This is a genomic window from Mesorhizobium sp. 131-3-5, from assembly GCF_016756575.1.
GTDB classification, from domain to species: Bacteria; Pseudomonadota; Alphaproteobacteria; order Rhizobiales; family Rhizobiaceae; genus Mesorhizobium; species Mesorhizobium jarvisii.
Window position 1 is genome coordinate 1,262,578 of record NZ_AP023254.1, and the last position, 14,102, is coordinate 1,276,679.

General features: G+C 62.6%; 22 protein-coding genes and 1 other RNA gene. 11 read left to right on the forward strand and 12 right to left on the reverse strand.

Annotated elements, in window-relative coordinates:
• Positions 1 to 111 precede the first annotated feature (111 nt).
• Genes JG747_RS06085 through JG747_RS06095 form a run of 3 tightly spaced genes read left to right on the forward strand, consistent with a single transcriptional unit; the run spans position 112 to position 1,178 of the window.
• Positions 112 to 372, forward strand: coding sequence for a DUF2312 domain-containing protein (locus tag JG747_RS06085; RefSeq protein ID WP_010912082.1), 261 nt, complete (start codon positions 112 to 114; stop codon positions 370 to 372).
• Positions 373 to 421: 49 nt separating this feature from the next.
• Complete coding sequence (locus tag JG747_RS06090) at positions 422 to 862, forward strand: hypothetical protein (RefSeq protein ID WP_019861789.1); 441 nt, start codon at positions 422 to 424, stop codon at positions 860 to 862.
• Entirely contained in the window at positions 843 to 1,178 is a 336-nt protein-coding gene (locus JG747_RS06095; RefSeq protein WP_051112850.1) for a hypothetical protein, read from the forward strand. The genes JG747_RS06090 and JG747_RS06095 overlap by 20 nt, the downstream gene beginning before the upstream one ends.
• A gap of 69 nt (positions 1,179 to 1,247) precedes the next feature.
• Here the strand turns inward: JG747_RS06095 and msrB are convergent, their stop codons facing one another.
• From msrB to JG747_RS06120, 5 genes are all read right to left on the reverse strand, one after another.
• On the reverse strand, positions 1,248 to 1,652 hold the full coding sequence (msrB, locus tag JG747_RS06100; RefSeq protein WP_010912078.1) for a peptide-methionine (R)-S-oxide reductase MsrB: 405 nt from the start codon (positions 1,650 to 1,652) through the stop codon (positions 1,248 to 1,250).
• Positions 1,653 to 1,753: 101 nt separating this feature from the next.
• Positions 1,754 to 2,551 carry a hypothetical protein gene (locus JG747_RS06105; protein WP_019861787.1) on the reverse strand — a complete coding sequence of 266 codons (798 nt, stop codon included), beginning with the start codon at positions 2,549 to 2,551 and terminating at the stop codon, positions 1,754 to 1,756.
• 18 nt (positions 2,552 to 2,569) lie between these two features.
• Complete coding sequence (locus JG747_RS06110) at positions 2,570 to 3,760, reverse strand: vWA domain-containing protein (protein ID WP_202361373.1); 1,191 nt, start codon at positions 3,758 to 3,760, stop codon at positions 2,570 to 2,572.
• A gap of 7 nt (positions 3,761 to 3,767) precedes the next feature.
• Positions 3,768 to 4,214: a GNAT family N-acetyltransferase gene (locus JG747_RS06115; protein ID WP_202361374.1), complete on the reverse strand. Its 447-nt coding sequence runs from the start codon at positions 4,212 to 4,214 to the stop codon at positions 3,768 to 3,770.
• Between the two features lie 78 nt (positions 4,215 to 4,292).
• Positions 4,293 to 5,132 carry an AAA family ATPase gene (locus JG747_RS06120; protein ID WP_202361375.1) on the reverse strand — a complete coding sequence of 280 codons (840 nt, stop codon included), beginning with the start codon at positions 5,130 to 5,132 and terminating at the stop codon, positions 4,293 to 4,295.
• 136 nt (positions 5,133 to 5,268) lie between these two features.
• Between JG747_RS06120 and ssrS the strand changes: the two genes are divergently transcribed.
• The 4 genes from ssrS (at position 5,269) to JG747_RS06140 (ending at position 7,850) form a co-directional block, all read left to right on the forward strand.
• Positions 5,269 to 5,424, forward strand: a non-coding RNA gene (ssrS, locus tag JG747_RS06125) — 6S RNA.
• A gap of 97 nt (positions 5,425 to 5,521) precedes the next feature.
• The gene (locus tag JG747_RS06130; protein WP_064981721.1) at positions 5,522 to 6,109 is read left to right on the forward strand and encodes a 5-formyltetrahydrofolate cyclo-ligase; all 588 of its coding nucleotides are present in this window, start codon (positions 5,522 to 5,524) and stop codon (positions 6,107 to 6,109) included.
• 70 nt (positions 6,110 to 6,179) lie between these two features.
• Positions 6,180 to 7,004: a TIGR00282 family metallophosphoesterase gene (locus tag JG747_RS06135; RefSeq protein WP_019861780.1), complete on the forward strand. Its 825-nt coding sequence runs from the start codon at positions 6,180 to 6,182 to the stop codon at positions 7,002 to 7,004.
• A 78-nt stretch (positions 7,005 to 7,082) separates the two neighbouring features.
• On the forward strand, positions 7,083 to 7,850 hold the full coding sequence (locus tag JG747_RS06140; protein WP_202361376.1) for a TerC family protein: 768 nt from the start codon (positions 7,083 to 7,085) through the stop codon (positions 7,848 to 7,850).
• 20 nt (positions 7,851 to 7,870) lie between these two features.
• Here the strand turns inward: JG747_RS06140 and JG747_RS06145 are convergent, their stop codons facing one another.
• Genes JG747_RS06145 through JG747_RS06160 form a run of 4 tightly spaced genes read right to left on the reverse strand, consistent with a single transcriptional unit; the run spans position 7,871 to position 9,682 of the window.
• Positions 7,871 to 8,338, reverse strand: a complete 468-nt coding sequence (locus JG747_RS06145; protein WP_202361377.1) for an SRPBCC family protein — start codon at positions 8,336 to 8,338, stop codon at positions 7,871 to 7,873.
• Between the two features lie 26 nt (positions 8,339 to 8,364).
• Positions 8,365 to 8,727, reverse strand: coding sequence for a glyoxalase/bleomycin resistance/dioxygenase family protein (locus JG747_RS06150; protein WP_019861776.1), 363 nt, complete (start codon positions 8,725 to 8,727; stop codon positions 8,365 to 8,367).
• Between the two features lie 57 nt (positions 8,728 to 8,784).
• On the reverse strand, positions 8,785 to 9,177 hold the full coding sequence (locus JG747_RS06155) for a VOC family protein (protein WP_202361378.1): 393 nt from the start codon (positions 9,175 to 9,177) through the stop codon (positions 8,785 to 8,787).
• Positions 9,178 to 9,199: 22 nt separating this feature from the next.
• The gene (locus JG747_RS06160; RefSeq protein WP_202361379.1) at positions 9,200 to 9,682 is read right to left on the reverse strand and encodes an SRPBCC domain-containing protein; all 483 of its coding nucleotides are present in this window, start codon (positions 9,680 to 9,682) and stop codon (positions 9,200 to 9,202) included.
• Positions 9,683 to 9,733: 51 nt separating this feature from the next.
• On the opposite strand from JG747_RS06160, the gene JG747_RS06165 reads away from it, so the two are divergent.
• From JG747_RS06165 to JG747_RS06175, 3 genes are all read left to right on the forward strand, one after another.
• Positions 9,734 to 10,057, forward strand: a complete 324-nt coding sequence (locus JG747_RS06165) for an ArsR/SmtB family transcription factor (protein ID WP_069090366.1) — start codon at positions 9,734 to 9,736, stop codon at positions 10,055 to 10,057.
• A gap of 210 nt (positions 10,058 to 10,267) precedes the next feature.
• Positions 10,268 to 11,017 (forward strand): YebC/PmpR family DNA-binding transcriptional regulator, encoded by a 750-nt coding sequence (locus tag JG747_RS06170; protein WP_202361380.1) that lies wholly within the window; start codon positions 10,268 to 10,270, stop codon positions 11,015 to 11,017.
• A 32-nt stretch (positions 11,018 to 11,049) separates the two neighbouring features.
• Positions 11,050 to 11,397, forward strand: a complete 348-nt coding sequence (locus JG747_RS06175; RefSeq protein WP_202362237.1) for a SelT/SelW/SelH family protein — start codon at positions 11,050 to 11,052, stop codon at positions 11,395 to 11,397.
• Between the two features lie 30 nt (positions 11,398 to 11,427).
• Here JG747_RS06175 and JG747_RS06180 read toward each other — a convergent pair whose 3' ends face one another.
• Positions 11,428 to 11,904, reverse strand: a complete 477-nt coding sequence (locus tag JG747_RS06180; RefSeq protein WP_202361381.1) for an anthrone oxygenase family protein — start codon at positions 11,902 to 11,904, stop codon at positions 11,428 to 11,430.
• A gap of 1 nt (position 11,905) precedes the next feature.
• Positions 11,906 to 12,733, reverse strand: coding sequence for an NAD(P)H-binding protein (locus tag JG747_RS06185; RefSeq protein WP_202361382.1), 828 nt, complete (start codon positions 12,731 to 12,733; stop codon positions 11,906 to 11,908).
• 125 nt (positions 12,734 to 12,858) lie between these two features.
• Here JG747_RS06185 and JG747_RS06190 point away from each other — a divergent pair, with 125 nt between their 5' ends.
• Positions 12,859 to 13,488 (forward strand): TetR/AcrR family transcriptional regulator, encoded by a 630-nt coding sequence (locus tag JG747_RS06190; protein WP_202361383.1) that lies wholly within the window; start codon positions 12,859 to 12,861, stop codon positions 13,486 to 13,488.
• A gap of 237 nt (positions 13,489 to 13,725) precedes the next feature.
• Here the strand turns inward: JG747_RS06190 and rpmE are convergent, their stop codons facing one another.
• Complete coding sequence (rpmE, locus tag JG747_RS06195; protein WP_010912060.1) at positions 13,726 to 13,947, reverse strand: 50S ribosomal protein L31; 222 nt, start codon at positions 13,945 to 13,947, stop codon at positions 13,726 to 13,728.
• Positions 13,948 to 14,102: the final 155 nt, after the last annotated feature.

Sequence of the window (14,102 nt, forward strand, 5' to 3'; positions counted from 1 at the left end):
GCCTTGTTCGATAACAGCTTGACCCGCCGCCGCCGGTCGGGCATCGAACCGGCTCAAATTTGCCGCCGTCTTTCGCCGAGTCGCGGCCCAGAACCAATTTTGGAGAAAAACATGGCCGACGATATCACCGAGACCAGCCAGACTGTTGCCGCCGGCCAGCTGCGTGCCCTCATCGAACGCATCGAGCGGCTCGAGGAAGAAAAGAAGACGATCGCAGACGACATCAAGGAAGTGTTCGCCGAGGCCAAGGGCACGGGGTTCGACACCAAGGCGATACGCACCATCATCCGGCTGCGCAAGAAGGATCAGGCCGAGCGCCAGGAAGAGGATGCCATCCTCGATCTGTACATGGCAGCGCTCGGCATGGTGTAAGACTAACCGCCCGGTGCCCGATGCGGTTGCCGTGAATACGGTTTGAAACATGAGCGAATTCGACTTCGGCGGACGCCGCGCCTCGGAGTTCCGCCATCGTGGCTTCTGGTCGCTGTTCGCCGAACGGCATCCGGAGGAAAGAGCCCGGCTGGCGCGGCGCGGGCCTTGGTTCTGGCAGCGCGGGCTGCCTGATTTCGCCCTGGTCATTTCCATGTATGTCGCGCCGGCGCAGAACCATGTCGGCGTCTTTTTCGGCCGCAACGAAAAGTTCGGCGCCACGCAAAGCTGGTCGCGGTTGAAGCCGTTCCAGCCGGCGATCGAAGAGAGGCTTAACCTCAGGCCGGAACAAAGTTGCGAGGGCCTCGGCATCAATTCGATGTGGCGGGTCAACTGCTTTGCCGAGGACAACTGGCCCGCCATGACCGACTGGCTGGTGACGGAATGCTCGCGCGTCGAGCGCGCCGTTGTCGATGTGCTCGGACAGGGGTAGGGCGCCGGTGTCCCCGGAAGGCGCCGGATCCTTCTTCCGCTCGCGCTGGCTTGGCCAGGTGCCGATCGACCGGCTGTTCTGGCGCGACATGCTGCTGGTCGGGACGGGGATCAGCATTGCCTCGTCCGTGGTCGCTCTGATCCTGCTTGGGCTGAAGATGCCGCTCGGGCTCGTGCTGGCGGTGCATTTCGCACCGGTGCCCTACAACATCTTTCTCACCATCGCGGTCTGGCGGACGGCCGAGAAATCGGGCGCCAAGGCCTCCCTGATGCTGCTGGGCTCGGCGCTCTGGCTCATCGCCACGGTTGTGATCTGAGCAGGCGGAACGCAGCATGAAAAAGGGCGGCCGAAGCCGCCCTTTGCTGAAAGCCTGCGCGATGCCCCTTCAGGCCGCCGGCTCGAAATTAAGCGCCACGCCGTTGATGCAATAGCGCAGACCGGTCGGCGGCGGGCCGTCCTCGAAGACGTGGCCGAGATGGCTGCCGCAGCGCGAGCAATGGCACTCGGTGCGGACCATGCCATAGCTGCGGTCGACGGTGGTCTCGATCGAGCCGGGCACCGGGTCGTTGAAGCTCGGCCAGCCGGTGCCGCTCTCGAACTTCAGCTTGGATTCGAACAGCGGCTGGTCGCAGCCGACGCAGGAAAATGTGCCGGCGCGCTTCTCGTAGAGCAAAGCGCAGCTGCCCGGCCGCTCGGTGCCGTGATTTCGCATGACCGCATATTGCTCCGGCGTCAGCCGGGCGCGCCATTCGGCATCGGTGCGGGTGACGGGGTAGGTGTGGGTGTCCATCTGATCTCCTCAGCCTTGGCGGCTCGTTCTTTGTTGCAACCTCATATTCGCAACAAATAGGCATTTGTTACAAGGTTTGCCCGCATTCTCGCTCGCCATCATCATCCTATCGCCGCGAGATAGCGCGCGACAGAGGTGGCCAAGGCCGTTTTGCCACCGCCGATGATGTTCAGGTCCCACCATGCCCCGCGGATATCGTCGAAGGCGAATGGTTCCAATGCCGCCGCTATGCGGCGCACGGCCGCCGCGTTGAGCGGTATCTGGTTGGGATAGCTGTACATGAAGCTGACATGGCGGCGCGTCGGCGTCACCTGCACCGTGTCGCCGGTCAGTAGGGCGTTGCCGCCCTCGCGCTGCCAGTGCAGCACCTGGCTGCCGGCAAAATGGCCGCCGCAGCGGACGAGCGTGAGCGACGGATTGAGGACGAGCGTCTCGCCTTGCCAACTGACGATCGAGGGATGCGGCCGCATGATCCATTGGCGGTCGTCGGCGTGGAGATAGATCGGCACGCCGCCAAACGCTTCGCTCCAACATGCCATCGCCGAGTAGAAGTGGCAGTGCGAAATGGCGATGGCCGCCAGGCCGCCGCGGCGGTTGATCTCGGCCACCGCCTCGTCGCTGACCATCGAGATGCAGTCCCACAGCACATTGCCATGCGGCGTCTGCACCAGCTGCGCCCGCTGGCCGATAGCAAAGCGCGGCTCGATGCCGAAGCCGAGCACGCCGGCATCATCCCGCATCACCAGTCGATGCCCGGCAGCGAGCTCCTGCGGCGCGATCCAGGCCTGGCCTTCCCAGCGCACGAACTGCCGCTCGTCCTCGCAGATCGGGCAGTGTTGCAGCGGCGTCTCCGTCGCCGCGAATTGGACGCCGCATTGCAGGCAGAGGAAGCAGGTCATGGTGGCTCCGGAAATTGCTCAGTGTTTTCTGGAAAGCTGCTTCGTTGCGCTTTCGAGCCCGGCCAGCGTCAGCGGGAACATGCGGCCGCCGAATATGTCGCGGATCATGGCGAGCGAATGGGTGTAACCCCAGTTCTTTTCGCTCTCGGGATTGAGCCATACCGCATTCGGCCATTGCTGCAGCAGGCGGCCGAGCCAGACGGCGCCTGCCTCCGGGTTCCAATGCTCGACCGAGCCGCCGGGGTGGGCGATCTCGTAAGGGCTCATCGAGGCGTCGCCGACAACGATCACCTTGTAGTCCTGGCCGTATTTGTGGAGGAGATCGAAGGTCGGGATCACCTCGGCATGGCGGCGGCGATTGTCCTTCCACACGCCCTCGTAGAGGCAGTTGTGGAAGTAAAAATATTCGAGCTGGCGGAATTCCGCACGCGCCGCCGAAAACAGCTCTTCAACACTTTTTATGTGGTCGTCCATCGAGCCGCCGACATCGAAGAACATCAAAAGCTTCACCGCGTTGCGCCGCTCGGGCCGCGTCTGCACGTCGAGATAGCCATGTTCGGCGGTGGCGTGGATGGTGCCGGGCAGGTCGAATTCCTCCTCGGCGCCCTCGCGCACCCAGCGGCGCAGCCGCTTCAGCGCGATCTTGATGTTGCGGGTGCCGAGCTCGACGGCATCGTCGAAATTGCGGAACTCGCGCTTGTCCCAGACCTTCACGGCGCGGCGGTTGCGGCTTTCGTGCTGGCCGATGCGCACGCCTTCGGGATTGTAGCCATAGGCGCCGAAGGGCGAGGTGCCGCCAGTGCCTATCCATTTCGAGCCGCCCTGATGGCGGCCTTTCTGCTCCTCCAGCCTTTGCTTCAAGGTCTCCATCAGCTTTTCGAAGCCACCGAGCGCCTCGACCAGCTTTTTCTCCTCCTCGGTCAAATGCTTTTCGGCAAGCCGGCGCAGCCACTCTTCCGGGATGTTGGCGACATCGACCGCATCCGGCCCGCCCAGCGCTTCAATGCCCTTGAAGACATGCGCGAACACCTGGTCGAAGCGGTCGATGTGGCGCTCGTCCTTCACCAGAGCGGCGCGGGCCAGGTAATAAAAACCCTCGACGTCATAGTCGACCAGCCCGGCTTCCAGTCCTTCCAGCAGTGACAGATATTCCCGGAGCGAGACGGGAACACGTGCGGCCTTCAGTTCGAGGAAGAAGGGGATGAACATTGTCTATCTACAGCAGATCATACTCGATGAAGCCGGTGCGGCGCGCCACGTGGTCGTAGAGCTTGCGCGCCGTGGCATTGGTTTCGTGCGTCATCCAGTAGACATTCTTGACGCCGATCTTTGCCGCTTCCTGCTTTACGGCATTGATCAGCGCCGCACCGATGCCCTTGCCGCGCACGTCCGGATCGGCGAACAAGTCCTGCAGGTAGCAGTTGTTTTTCTCGGACCAGCCTGAGCGATGGTAGAGATAGTGGGTGAGGCCGACCGCCTTGCCGTCGAGCGTGGCGATAAAACCCTTCGGCTCAAATTCGCCTTCCGTGAACAGCCGCTTCCAGGTGACGGCATAGACCTCTTCCGGCAGCTTGGTTTCATAGAAGGTAAGGTAGTCGGTCCACAGGCGCTTCCAGTCGGCGTGGTCGGACTGTGCGAGCGGGCGGACAATAGTCTCAGACATTTCATCTCCTCCGAAAGGTTCTGGCCGAAGCTGCCGTCCCGTCCCGCCCGCGGCAACGGTCCACGGTCGGGGAAAGCGCTATTGCTGTCGTCTGGCCATGAAAGCCAGCCGCTCGAACAGATGCACGTCCTGTTCGTTCTTCAACAGCGCGCCATGCAGTTTGGGCAATGCGTTCTTCGGGTCGGCGCGCAAATCCTCGGGTGCGATGTCGTCTGCGACCAGCAGGCGGATCCAGTCGAGCGCCTCGGAGGTCGACGGCTTCTTCTTCAGGCCTGGGACCTCGCGGATCTCGTAGAACTGGGTAAGTGCCGCGCGCACCAGATTCTGCTTGATGCCGGGATAATGGACGTCGACGATCCTGTGCAGCGTATCGACGTCGGGAAAGCGGATGTAGTGGAAGAAGCAGCGGCGCAGGAAGGCGTCCGGCAGTTCCTTCTCATTGTTGGAGGTGATGATGACGATCGGCCTGATAGCAGCGCGGATGGTCTCGCCGGTCTCGTAGACGAAGAACTCCATCCGGTCGAGTTCCTGCAGCAGGTCGTTGGGGAATTCGATGTCGGCCTTGTCGATCTCGTCTATGAGGAGCACGACCTTCTTGCCGGCCGCGAAGGCGTCCCACAGCTTGCCGCGCTTGATGTAGTTCTTGATGTCGTTGAACCTGGCATCGCCAAGCTGGCTGTCGCGCAGCCGTGACACGGCGTCATACTCGTAAAGGCCTTGCTGCGCCCGCGTCGTCGATTTGACGTGCCATTCGATGAGATCGAGGCCAAGTGCCGCCGCCACCTGGCGGGCAAGCTCGGTCTTGCCGGTGCCGGGCTCGCCCTTGACCAGCAGGGGCCGCTCCAGCGCGATCGCCGCGTTGACGGCCACCATCAGATCCTTGTCGGCGACATAGGCCGCCGTGCCTTCGAAACGCATTTTTGCTCCTTGGTTCACCCTGTGACCGTAAGGACGCCGCCCGGCCTGTGCAAGGGTGCGGCGCGGATGGCGAATAAAGCCGCCGAGACTGCCTGCGTCACTGGCGCTTGACCGATGAGCGGCCTATATTGGGAGGGACGGTCTGTGCTTCCCGGCAGGAGAACATTTTCCCCGGGGCCTTAACGATCCTTAGGGAGCTGTCCCTGGGAAGACCCGTGGGTTTTCTCACACGGCGCCCACCTACTTTGTAGGTTCCCGGGATCGCTCTCTCCACCGGTTGTGTGGATCGTCACTTCTTGCCCCTGTATCCACGCATTTCGGTGGATGATGCGGTGGAAAACGTCGCTCCCAACACGCCATCCCGATCCGGCCTTTTCTATCGTCCGCGCATGACATCTCTCAAAGACCAGAAAAAACAGCTGCGACTCCAGGCGCTTGGACGCCGCGACGCGCTCGATGAATTCTGGCGGGTGGAGATGGCGCTCGAAATGGCCGAGACGGCGCGCGATCATCTCGCCATCGAGCCCGGCCAAATCGTCTCCGGCTTCTGGCCGATGCGTTCGGAAGTCGACGTAAGGCCCTTGATGTTTGCCTTGCGTGAACAGGGCGCGAGGCTTTGCCTGCCCGCCATTCTCGACAAGACCACGATCGTCTTTCGCGAACTGGTGCGCGGCGCGCCGATGGTCGACATGGGTTTCGGCACGGTCGGGCCCCATGAAGAGGCCGAGGTGCTCGATCCCGAGGTGATGCTGGTGCCGCTCGCCGCCTTCGACGCGCGCGGCCACCGCATCGGCTATGGCGCCGGCTATTACGACCGCGCGATCGCGAAGCTCGTCGACAAGGGGCATACGCCCCGGCTGATCGGCATCGCCTTCGACTGCCAGGAGGTGGCACAGGTTCCGGACGAGAACCATGACGTGGTCATCCCGGAAATACTCACCGAGAGCGGGTTGCGCCGCTTCACGCCAAAATTGTAGATAATGGAGGCATGATCTTTTCGCGGATGTCATGCAGCTTTTGCTTCGCTGACTTTCGGTGCGGGATCATATGAGACTTCTCTTCCTCGGTGACATGGTCGGAAAAACGGGACGCACGGCGGTGTGGGAACAACTGCCCGGCCTGATATCGGACTTCAAACTCGATTTTGTCATCGTCAATGGCGAGAATGCCGCCGGCGGCTTCGGCATCACCGAGGAGATCTTTCGCGAGACGATCGCGGCCGGCGCCGATGTCGTAACCACCGGCAATCATGTCTGGGATCAGCGCGATGCGCTGGCCTTCGCGCCGCGCGAAGAACGCTTCCTGCGTCCGTCGAATTTTCCCAAAGGGACACCCGGGCGTGGCTCCGGCGTCTACATCGCCAGAAGCGGCGCGCGCGTGCTGGTCGCCAACATCATGGGCCGGGTGTTCATGCATCCCGAACTCGACGATCCGTTCCAGGCCGGCGAACGCGAGCTTGCCGCCTGCCCGCTCGGCGAACAGGCGGATGCGGTGGTGATCGACTTCCATGCCGAGGCAACCTCGGAAAAGATGTGCTTCGCGCATTTTGTCGACGGCCGCGCCAGCCTGGTCGTCGGCACCCACACCCACCAGCCGACCGCAGACCACCAGATCCTCAATGGCGGCACCGGCTATCTGTCGGATGCCGGCATGTGCGGCGACTATGATTCCTCGCTCGGCATGGACAAGGAGGAACCGCTCAACCGGTTCCTGTCGAAAGTGCCGAAGGGGCGCTTCGAGGCAGCGACCGGCCCGGCGACCTTGTGTGGGGTCGGTGTCAATATTTCCGATCGTACCGGACTGACCGAGAAGATCGCGCCGTTTCGTCGCGGGCCCAGACTGGAAGAAACGGCTCCATCCTTCTGGTCATGACATTGATATAGGCGCGCGCAGTACCTAACTGCCGACGACATCTGCTTCAGATCGTTAAAAGAGGGGACAACGACCTCCATGCAGCTTATCGAATTTCTTGCGCCGCATTTTCAATTCGTTTCCGATCCAACCGCATGGGTCGCCTTGCTGACGCTGGTGGTGCTCGAGATTGTGCTCGGCATCGACAATCTGATCTTCATCTCGATCCTGACCAACAAGCTGCCGGAAGCGCAGCGGGCTCGCGCCCGCCGGCTCGGCATTTCGGCGGCGCTGGTCATGCGGCTGGTGCTGCTGGCCACCATCTCGATCATCGTTCAGCTGACGACGCCGGTCTTCACCGCCTTCGGCCATGGCTTCTCCTGGCGCGACCTGATCCTGATCGCCGGCGGCCTGTTCCTGGTGTGGAAGGCGACCAAGGAGATCCATCACACGGTCGATCCCGACGACCACAAGGACACGATGATGGGTGAGACGATCAAGATCTCGCTTGCCGGCGCGATCTTCCAGATCCTGCTGCTCGACCTCGTCTTTTCGATCGATTCCATCATCACCGCCGTCGGCATGACCGACGAGATCGCCATCATGTACATCGCCGTGATCGTGGCCGTCAGCGTGATGATGCTGGCGGCGGGTCCGCTGGCCAACTTCATCGCCAAGAACCCCAGCATCGTCATGCTGGCCCTGGGCTTCCTGTTGATGATCGGCATGACGCTGATCGCCGACGGCATGGGCTACCACGTGCCCAAGGGCTACATCTACGCGGCGATGGGTTTCTCGGCCCTGGTCGAGGGGCTCAACATGCTGGCGCGGCGGCGCAGGAAAGCGAAGCCCGGCGACGGGCATTGAGCATCGGGGTGCTGGGGCATCTAACGCCCCGGCACGCCCTTCGGGTGGCGGTCGCCAATCAGGCCGAGCGTCAGGCCTTGTTCCAGCCAGGCCTTGGCGCCGGCCAGCACCAGCGTGAAGCCACCGGTCGAGCCGATCGCTTCCTTAACCTGCTCGTCGCCTGTCCCGGCGAAACCGAAGTTACGGACCTCGAGAAAGGTCGCATCCCCGGGCATTTCGGTGAAGGTCCAGACCACCGTGGTCGGCGGATCGCTCCATTGCATGACGATCCTTTCGTTCCTGACGATCTCGCTGACCTTGGCGGTCGTCGAGACGCCATACATGCGCCATTCCCAGCGGACCTCCTTGCCGCTGTCCAGCCGGTCGCTGCCATGAGTGAACCAGAATTTGGGGGTGACGGCTGGATCGACGATGGCCTCGAACACTTCGGCGACAGGCCGCCGGATCAGCATGCCGGCTTCGGCTGTCGGGGTTTCGCGGATCTCCATGGCGGTCTCCTTTCTGGCCTTGGCGCTCACCAGGCGTCGGGCTCGCGCAGCATGTGGACGACGCTGGCCGGGTTGGTGATCCAGCCGCCGCGAAAGCCTTCGCCCAAGGGCTCGATGGCATCGCAACGCACGACGCCGGCCTCGGCGAGGTGTGCGGCAGCGGTCGTGAAATCCTCGGTGAACAGTTCCAGCCAGACCTCGGCCTGGCTCAACATCGGTGCCTCGTCGATCCATAGGCGGTTTGGCCCGAGCTCGAAGCCGATCGCCGGCGCCTTGGCGGTGAATGGCTTCAGGCCGACGATATCGCGGTAGAAGGCGATCGTCGCCTCAAACTGATGCGGCGGCACCTTCATGGCGATGTTGATGCCGCCGGTGATTTTCGTCGTCATTGCTGTCTCCATTGCGCTGCGCTTGGGTGTCTTCGTGATCGTTTCGGCCAGGTTCGGTCAGGCCAGGTTGACTTGCCAGGAGACACCAAACCTGTCGTTCAACCACGCAAAGCGGCGGCTGAAACCGTAATTGTCGGGTGGCATCAGGAACCCGCCATCCTTCGCCAGTGCGTCGACGATACGGTCCAGTTCCTCCGAGGAGGAGCAGTCGATATAGAACGAGACCGACGGCGTGAAGCCGAAGGCGTGGTGCACGGGGCTGTTGAAGACCATGACGTCCAGGCCGGCGATCGAAGCGCGCGCCAGCTTCAGCGTCCCTTCCGGGCCATCCTCACCGGCGCCATAGCGGGTGATGTCGAGGATGTTGCAGCCGGGAATGGTCTCGCAATAAAGCGCCATCGCCTCCTCGGCCTTGCCCTCGAACATCAGGAACGGTGTTACTTTCGTCATCGCTGGCCTCCGTTTTCGCTGCTCAAACATTGGTCTCGTTGGCGGGTTCGCCCTTCATCTCGCTGCGGTAATAGCCGTCGCGCAGATTGATGCCGTATTCGACATAAGCCTTCATGCAGGCCAGCATCTGCGACCAACCCTCGCAGTTGAGGTAGGATTTCTTCAGGCCGACCGCGCCTTCCTGCCAGCCGCTTTCGGCGATGGTGACAAAGGTGCCGCCATCGTCCAGCTGTTCGAAATTCATCTCGATGCGGGTCTTGTAGGCCAGCTTGCCGTCGGCGTCGGTGGCGTCCCAGCGCAGCACGATAAGGCTGTCCCTGACCACCTCGTCGACCTCGACCGGCACCGTGCCCCACCAGACGACGCTGATGCCGGTCTTGAGCGGCGCGCTGGCGCCGCCGATGGTGGTGAAATAGCCGCTCAGCTTCCTGGGGTTGACGACGGCGTCGAAGACTTCGGCAACCGGTTTGCCGATGCGGCCGGAAACGCGGAATCCAAGAGACATATCCACAGCTCCATCCTTGATCGGTTCGACGATATGTTATATAAACATAACATGTCAAGTCGATCGCAGGATGACAATGTTTTCAAGGCGCTGGCGCACCCGCGCCGGCGCGAAATGCTCGATCGGCTGAAGGACGAACCGAAGACCACCGGTATGCTGTGCGATGCCTTCCCCGACATCGACCGCTGCACCGTCATGCTGCACCTCAAGGTGCTGGAGGAGGCGGAGCTGATCGTTGCGCACCGCGACGGACGCGAGCGCTGGAACCATCTCAACGCACTGCCGATCAAGCAGATCCACGACCGCTGGATCAGCCAGTATGCCGGCCATGCGCTCAGCATCATCGACCGGCTGAAGTCCGATCTGGAGGCATGAGCGCCTGTAGACGTCCTTGTTGGCTGCCGGCAGCACGGCGCGGCTGGACGAATTGAGCCGATTTATCTATAAGCCGGCCATTCCGGCAGAGAACGCCGTGCTTCCACGGGTTGCACCTGGGACGCTCTGAAATTTGAATTCGAGCATTTTGCAAGGGCGAGGTGATCCACCTGGCTGCGAGATGCTCTAGCCGAACACGACAGGGGTGCCATGGCTGGCCATTCACAGTTCAAGAACATCATGCACCGCAAGGGCCGTCAGGACGCGGTGCGGTCGAAAATGTTTTCCAAGCTGGCGCGCGAAATCACCGTGGCCGCCAAGAGCGGCACGCCCGACCCATCGATGAATCCACGCCTGCGGCTGGCGATCCAGAACGCCAAGGCGGTGTCGATGCCGAAGGACAACATCCAGCGCGCCATCAACAAGGCGTCGATGGGCGATGCCGAAAACTACGAGGCCGTGCGCTATGAGGGCTATGGCCCAGGAGGCGTCGCCGTCATCGTCGAGGCGTTGACCGACAACCGCAACCGCTCGGCGTCGAATGTGCGCGCGGCCTTCACCAAGGCCGGCGGCGCGATGGGCGAAACCGGTTCGGTGTCCTTCATGTGGGACCGCGTCGGCGAGATCTATTATCCGGCATCGGCCGGCAGCGTCGACAAGGTCATGGAAGCGGCGATCGAGGCCGGCGCCGACGATGTCGAAAGCGACGAGGAAGGCCACACGATCTATTGCGCCTTCGAGAATCTCGGCGAGGTGTCGAAAGCACTGGAAGCCGCGCTCGGCGAAGCTGAATCGGTGAAGCTGATCTGGCGGCCTCAGAACAATGTTCCGGTCGACGAGGAACGGGCACAGTCGCTGATGAAGCTGGTCGCCACGCTCGAGGACGACGATGACGTGCAAAGCGTCTACGCCAACTTCGAAGTCGACGACGAGACCTTGGCCAAGCTCAGCGCGGCGTGATCGGTTGGGATATGAGCAAAGCTCAATCCGATATGGACAGAGCTCAATCCGATAGGAGCGGGGCGCCGTTGCCCGCCATCCGCATCACCTACTGCACGCAGTGCCAGTGGCTGCTGCGTGCCGGCTGGATGGCGCAGGAACTGCTCTCCACCTTCGGCACCGATCTCGGCGAAGTGACGCTTGTGCCTGGCACCGGCGGCGTCTTCACCATCTCCTGCAATGATGTTCTCATCTGGGATCGCAAGCGCGACGGCGGCTTTCCCGATGCGGCAAAACTCAAGCAGCTGGTGCGCGACGTGATCGACCCCGATCGCGATCTCGGTCATTCCGACCGCAAGGGCCGCACGTCAAAGGGGCACACGCAAAAAGACCCCGCCTGAGCGGGGCCCTTTGTGTTTCGCAAGGCCTCTTCACAGCAATGCGAAGATAAAGCAGGCCATCGCCACGATGGCGGTGATGGTGCGGACGTGGTTCCACATCACCCATTGGCTCAGATGGTTGGCCCACACGGCGGCGCCATTGCTGCTGGCCGGGTCGACGGCGGCAAGCGCATCGTTGAGCGGCACGTTGAAGATTATGGTCACAATCGGGTTGCCGATCACGTAGAGCACCGCGCCGGCGAGCAGCCAGTACGAGCCGGACTGGCTCCAGCCCATGACAGCGGCCGCGATAAGCACCAGACAGAGCAGGCCGGTGCCGAACAGCGCCGTCATGAAGGTCGGCGTGATCACCGTGATGTTGATCGAATTCATCGCGGCGATGCCTTGCGGGACAGGCAGCCGGGCAAGTGCCGCCATGACGAAGTTGGAAAAGGCGAAGAAGACGCCGCCGACGACGCCCGAGCCGATTGCGGCGATGATGGTGAGGGCGGGAACAAGCTTGCTCATCTCAGTGACTCCAGATGCCTGTTGCGGCGGTTTCGGTTGCGTAGTCGGAAAAGTCTTTCGGTGCGCGGCCGAGCACGCGTTGGACGCCGTCGGTGAGCGATTCGTTGCGGCCGTCGAGCACCTTGGTGAACAGCTCATCGAGCAGCCAGACGATTTCGGGTGGCAGTTCATGCGACGCGACGGCGGCGGTGAACTCATCATGCGAAATTCTGACGAAGCGGATGTCGCGCCCGACCGCCTTGGCAATCTCGGCGACCGCATCTGCGAAGCTCAACAGCCGCGGCCCGGTCAACTCATAGAGCTGGCGGACATGACCGGGCTCGGTCAGCACCGCTTCGGCGGCGTCAGCGATGTCGTCGACATCGACAAAGGGTTCGCCGACAGGTCCGACCGGCAGGGCCACTTCGCCCGCCAGCAGCGGCTCTATGAGAAAGCCTTCGCTGAAATTCTGCGAGAACCATGCGCAGCGCAGGATCGTCCAGTCGGCCCCGGAAGCCTTCAGCATCTCTTCGGCGCGCTGCGCCTCATGCTCGCCGCGGCCCGACAACAGCACCAGCCGGCGAACGCCATGCTCCATGGCAAGGCGGGTGAAGGCATCGATCACTTCGGCGGCGCCCGGCACGGCGATGTCGGGATAGTAGCTGATGTAGACCGCGCTGACGCCTTCGAGTGCGGGAGCCCAGCTTGCGGGAACCTCCCAGTCGAAGCGCGGCGTGCCGGAACGGGAGCCGATCCGTACCGGAATGCCGCGCGCCGTCAGCCGCTCGGCAAGACGGCGGCCGGTCTTGCCGGTGCCGCCGAGGATAAGAATTGGTTTGGTGTCGCTCATGGTGGTTTTCCTCTGCTTGAAAACATGAGTAATCCTCACATTTGCAAAACGTGATAAACCCTCGTATTTTGTGTGTCAAGCCATTCTCTCGGCGATTGTGCCGAATGCGTTGTTGGAGACAGTCCATGGAAGGCACGCCGGCCAACGAGCAGATCGCTTCGCCACGGCGGGCGCCAAGCCAGCAGCGCAGCCGCGAGCGGGTGGAGCGCATGCTGGCCGCGGCCTCGGCGCTCATCACCGAGCAAGGCAGCGATGCCATGCGCATGGGCGAAGTCGCCGAACGGGCAGGGGTGTCGATCGGCTCGCTCTACCAGTTCTTTCCCGACAAGCGGGCGATCATCTGGGCGCTGGCAGAGCGCTACACCGCCGAGAGCCAGGCCTGCATCTCGGCCGCGCTCAAGGATGTCGGCGACGCCGAAGGCCTGCGGCGGGCTTTCTCGGAGTTGGTCGATATCTATTACGGGCTATTCCTGGCCGAACCGGTGATGCGCGACATCTGGTCGGGCACCCAGGCAGACCAGGCGCTGCGTCAGCTCGAACTCGCCGACAGCCGGGCCAATGCCGAATTCCTGGTGGCGGTGCTGAGGCGATTGCGTCCCGGCGCCGACCCTGTCTCGCTGGAGACCACGGCGTTCCTCGTCTGGCAAATGGGCGAGGCAGCGATGCGGCTGGCCATCTCGGTCGAGCGGCAGGAGGGCGACAGGCTGGTCGCAGCCTACAAGCGCATGGCGCTGCGGGAATTGTTGGACGGGTAGAATGCCTCCCCATCCTCCCCCTCGTGGGGGTTCGAAGGACGGGCGAAACCCGCGCCCCGCCCCCGGCAAGTCGGTGTGCGAAGGGGCGGCGTCAGACCCGCACCCAGACCCTCGGTCCCCCTCACTACAAGGGGGAGTTCGGGGGATGAGGGCCAGCTCGAGGCGCGTCACCTCATCGCAACAAAAAAACCCGCCACAAGAGGCGGGTTTTTGATCTGCGACAATGCCGAAGTGGGCTTAGAGGCCGAAACCTTCGAAACGCTTCTTGAACTTGGAGAGGCGGCCGCCGCGGTCGAGCAGGGTCTGCTGGCCGCCGGTCCAGGCCGGGTGGGTGGTCGGGTCGATGTCGAGGTTCATCGTATCGCCTTCCTTGCCCCAGGTCGAACGGGTCGTGTATTCGGTGCCGTCGGTCATGACGACCTTGATGGTGTGGTAGTCGGGATGAATAGCGCTCTTCATGGTTCGGTTCCTGGCTTGCCGGCGCGGCTGACGGGCATGAGCCTGCGTCGATGCGCCTCTTTTTAAAACTCGAAGCCGTAGCTATTGAGTAGCCACGGCTTCTAAAACGGTCGGCGAGCCTATACATCAGCCGAAATTGAATCACAAGGCCGCGT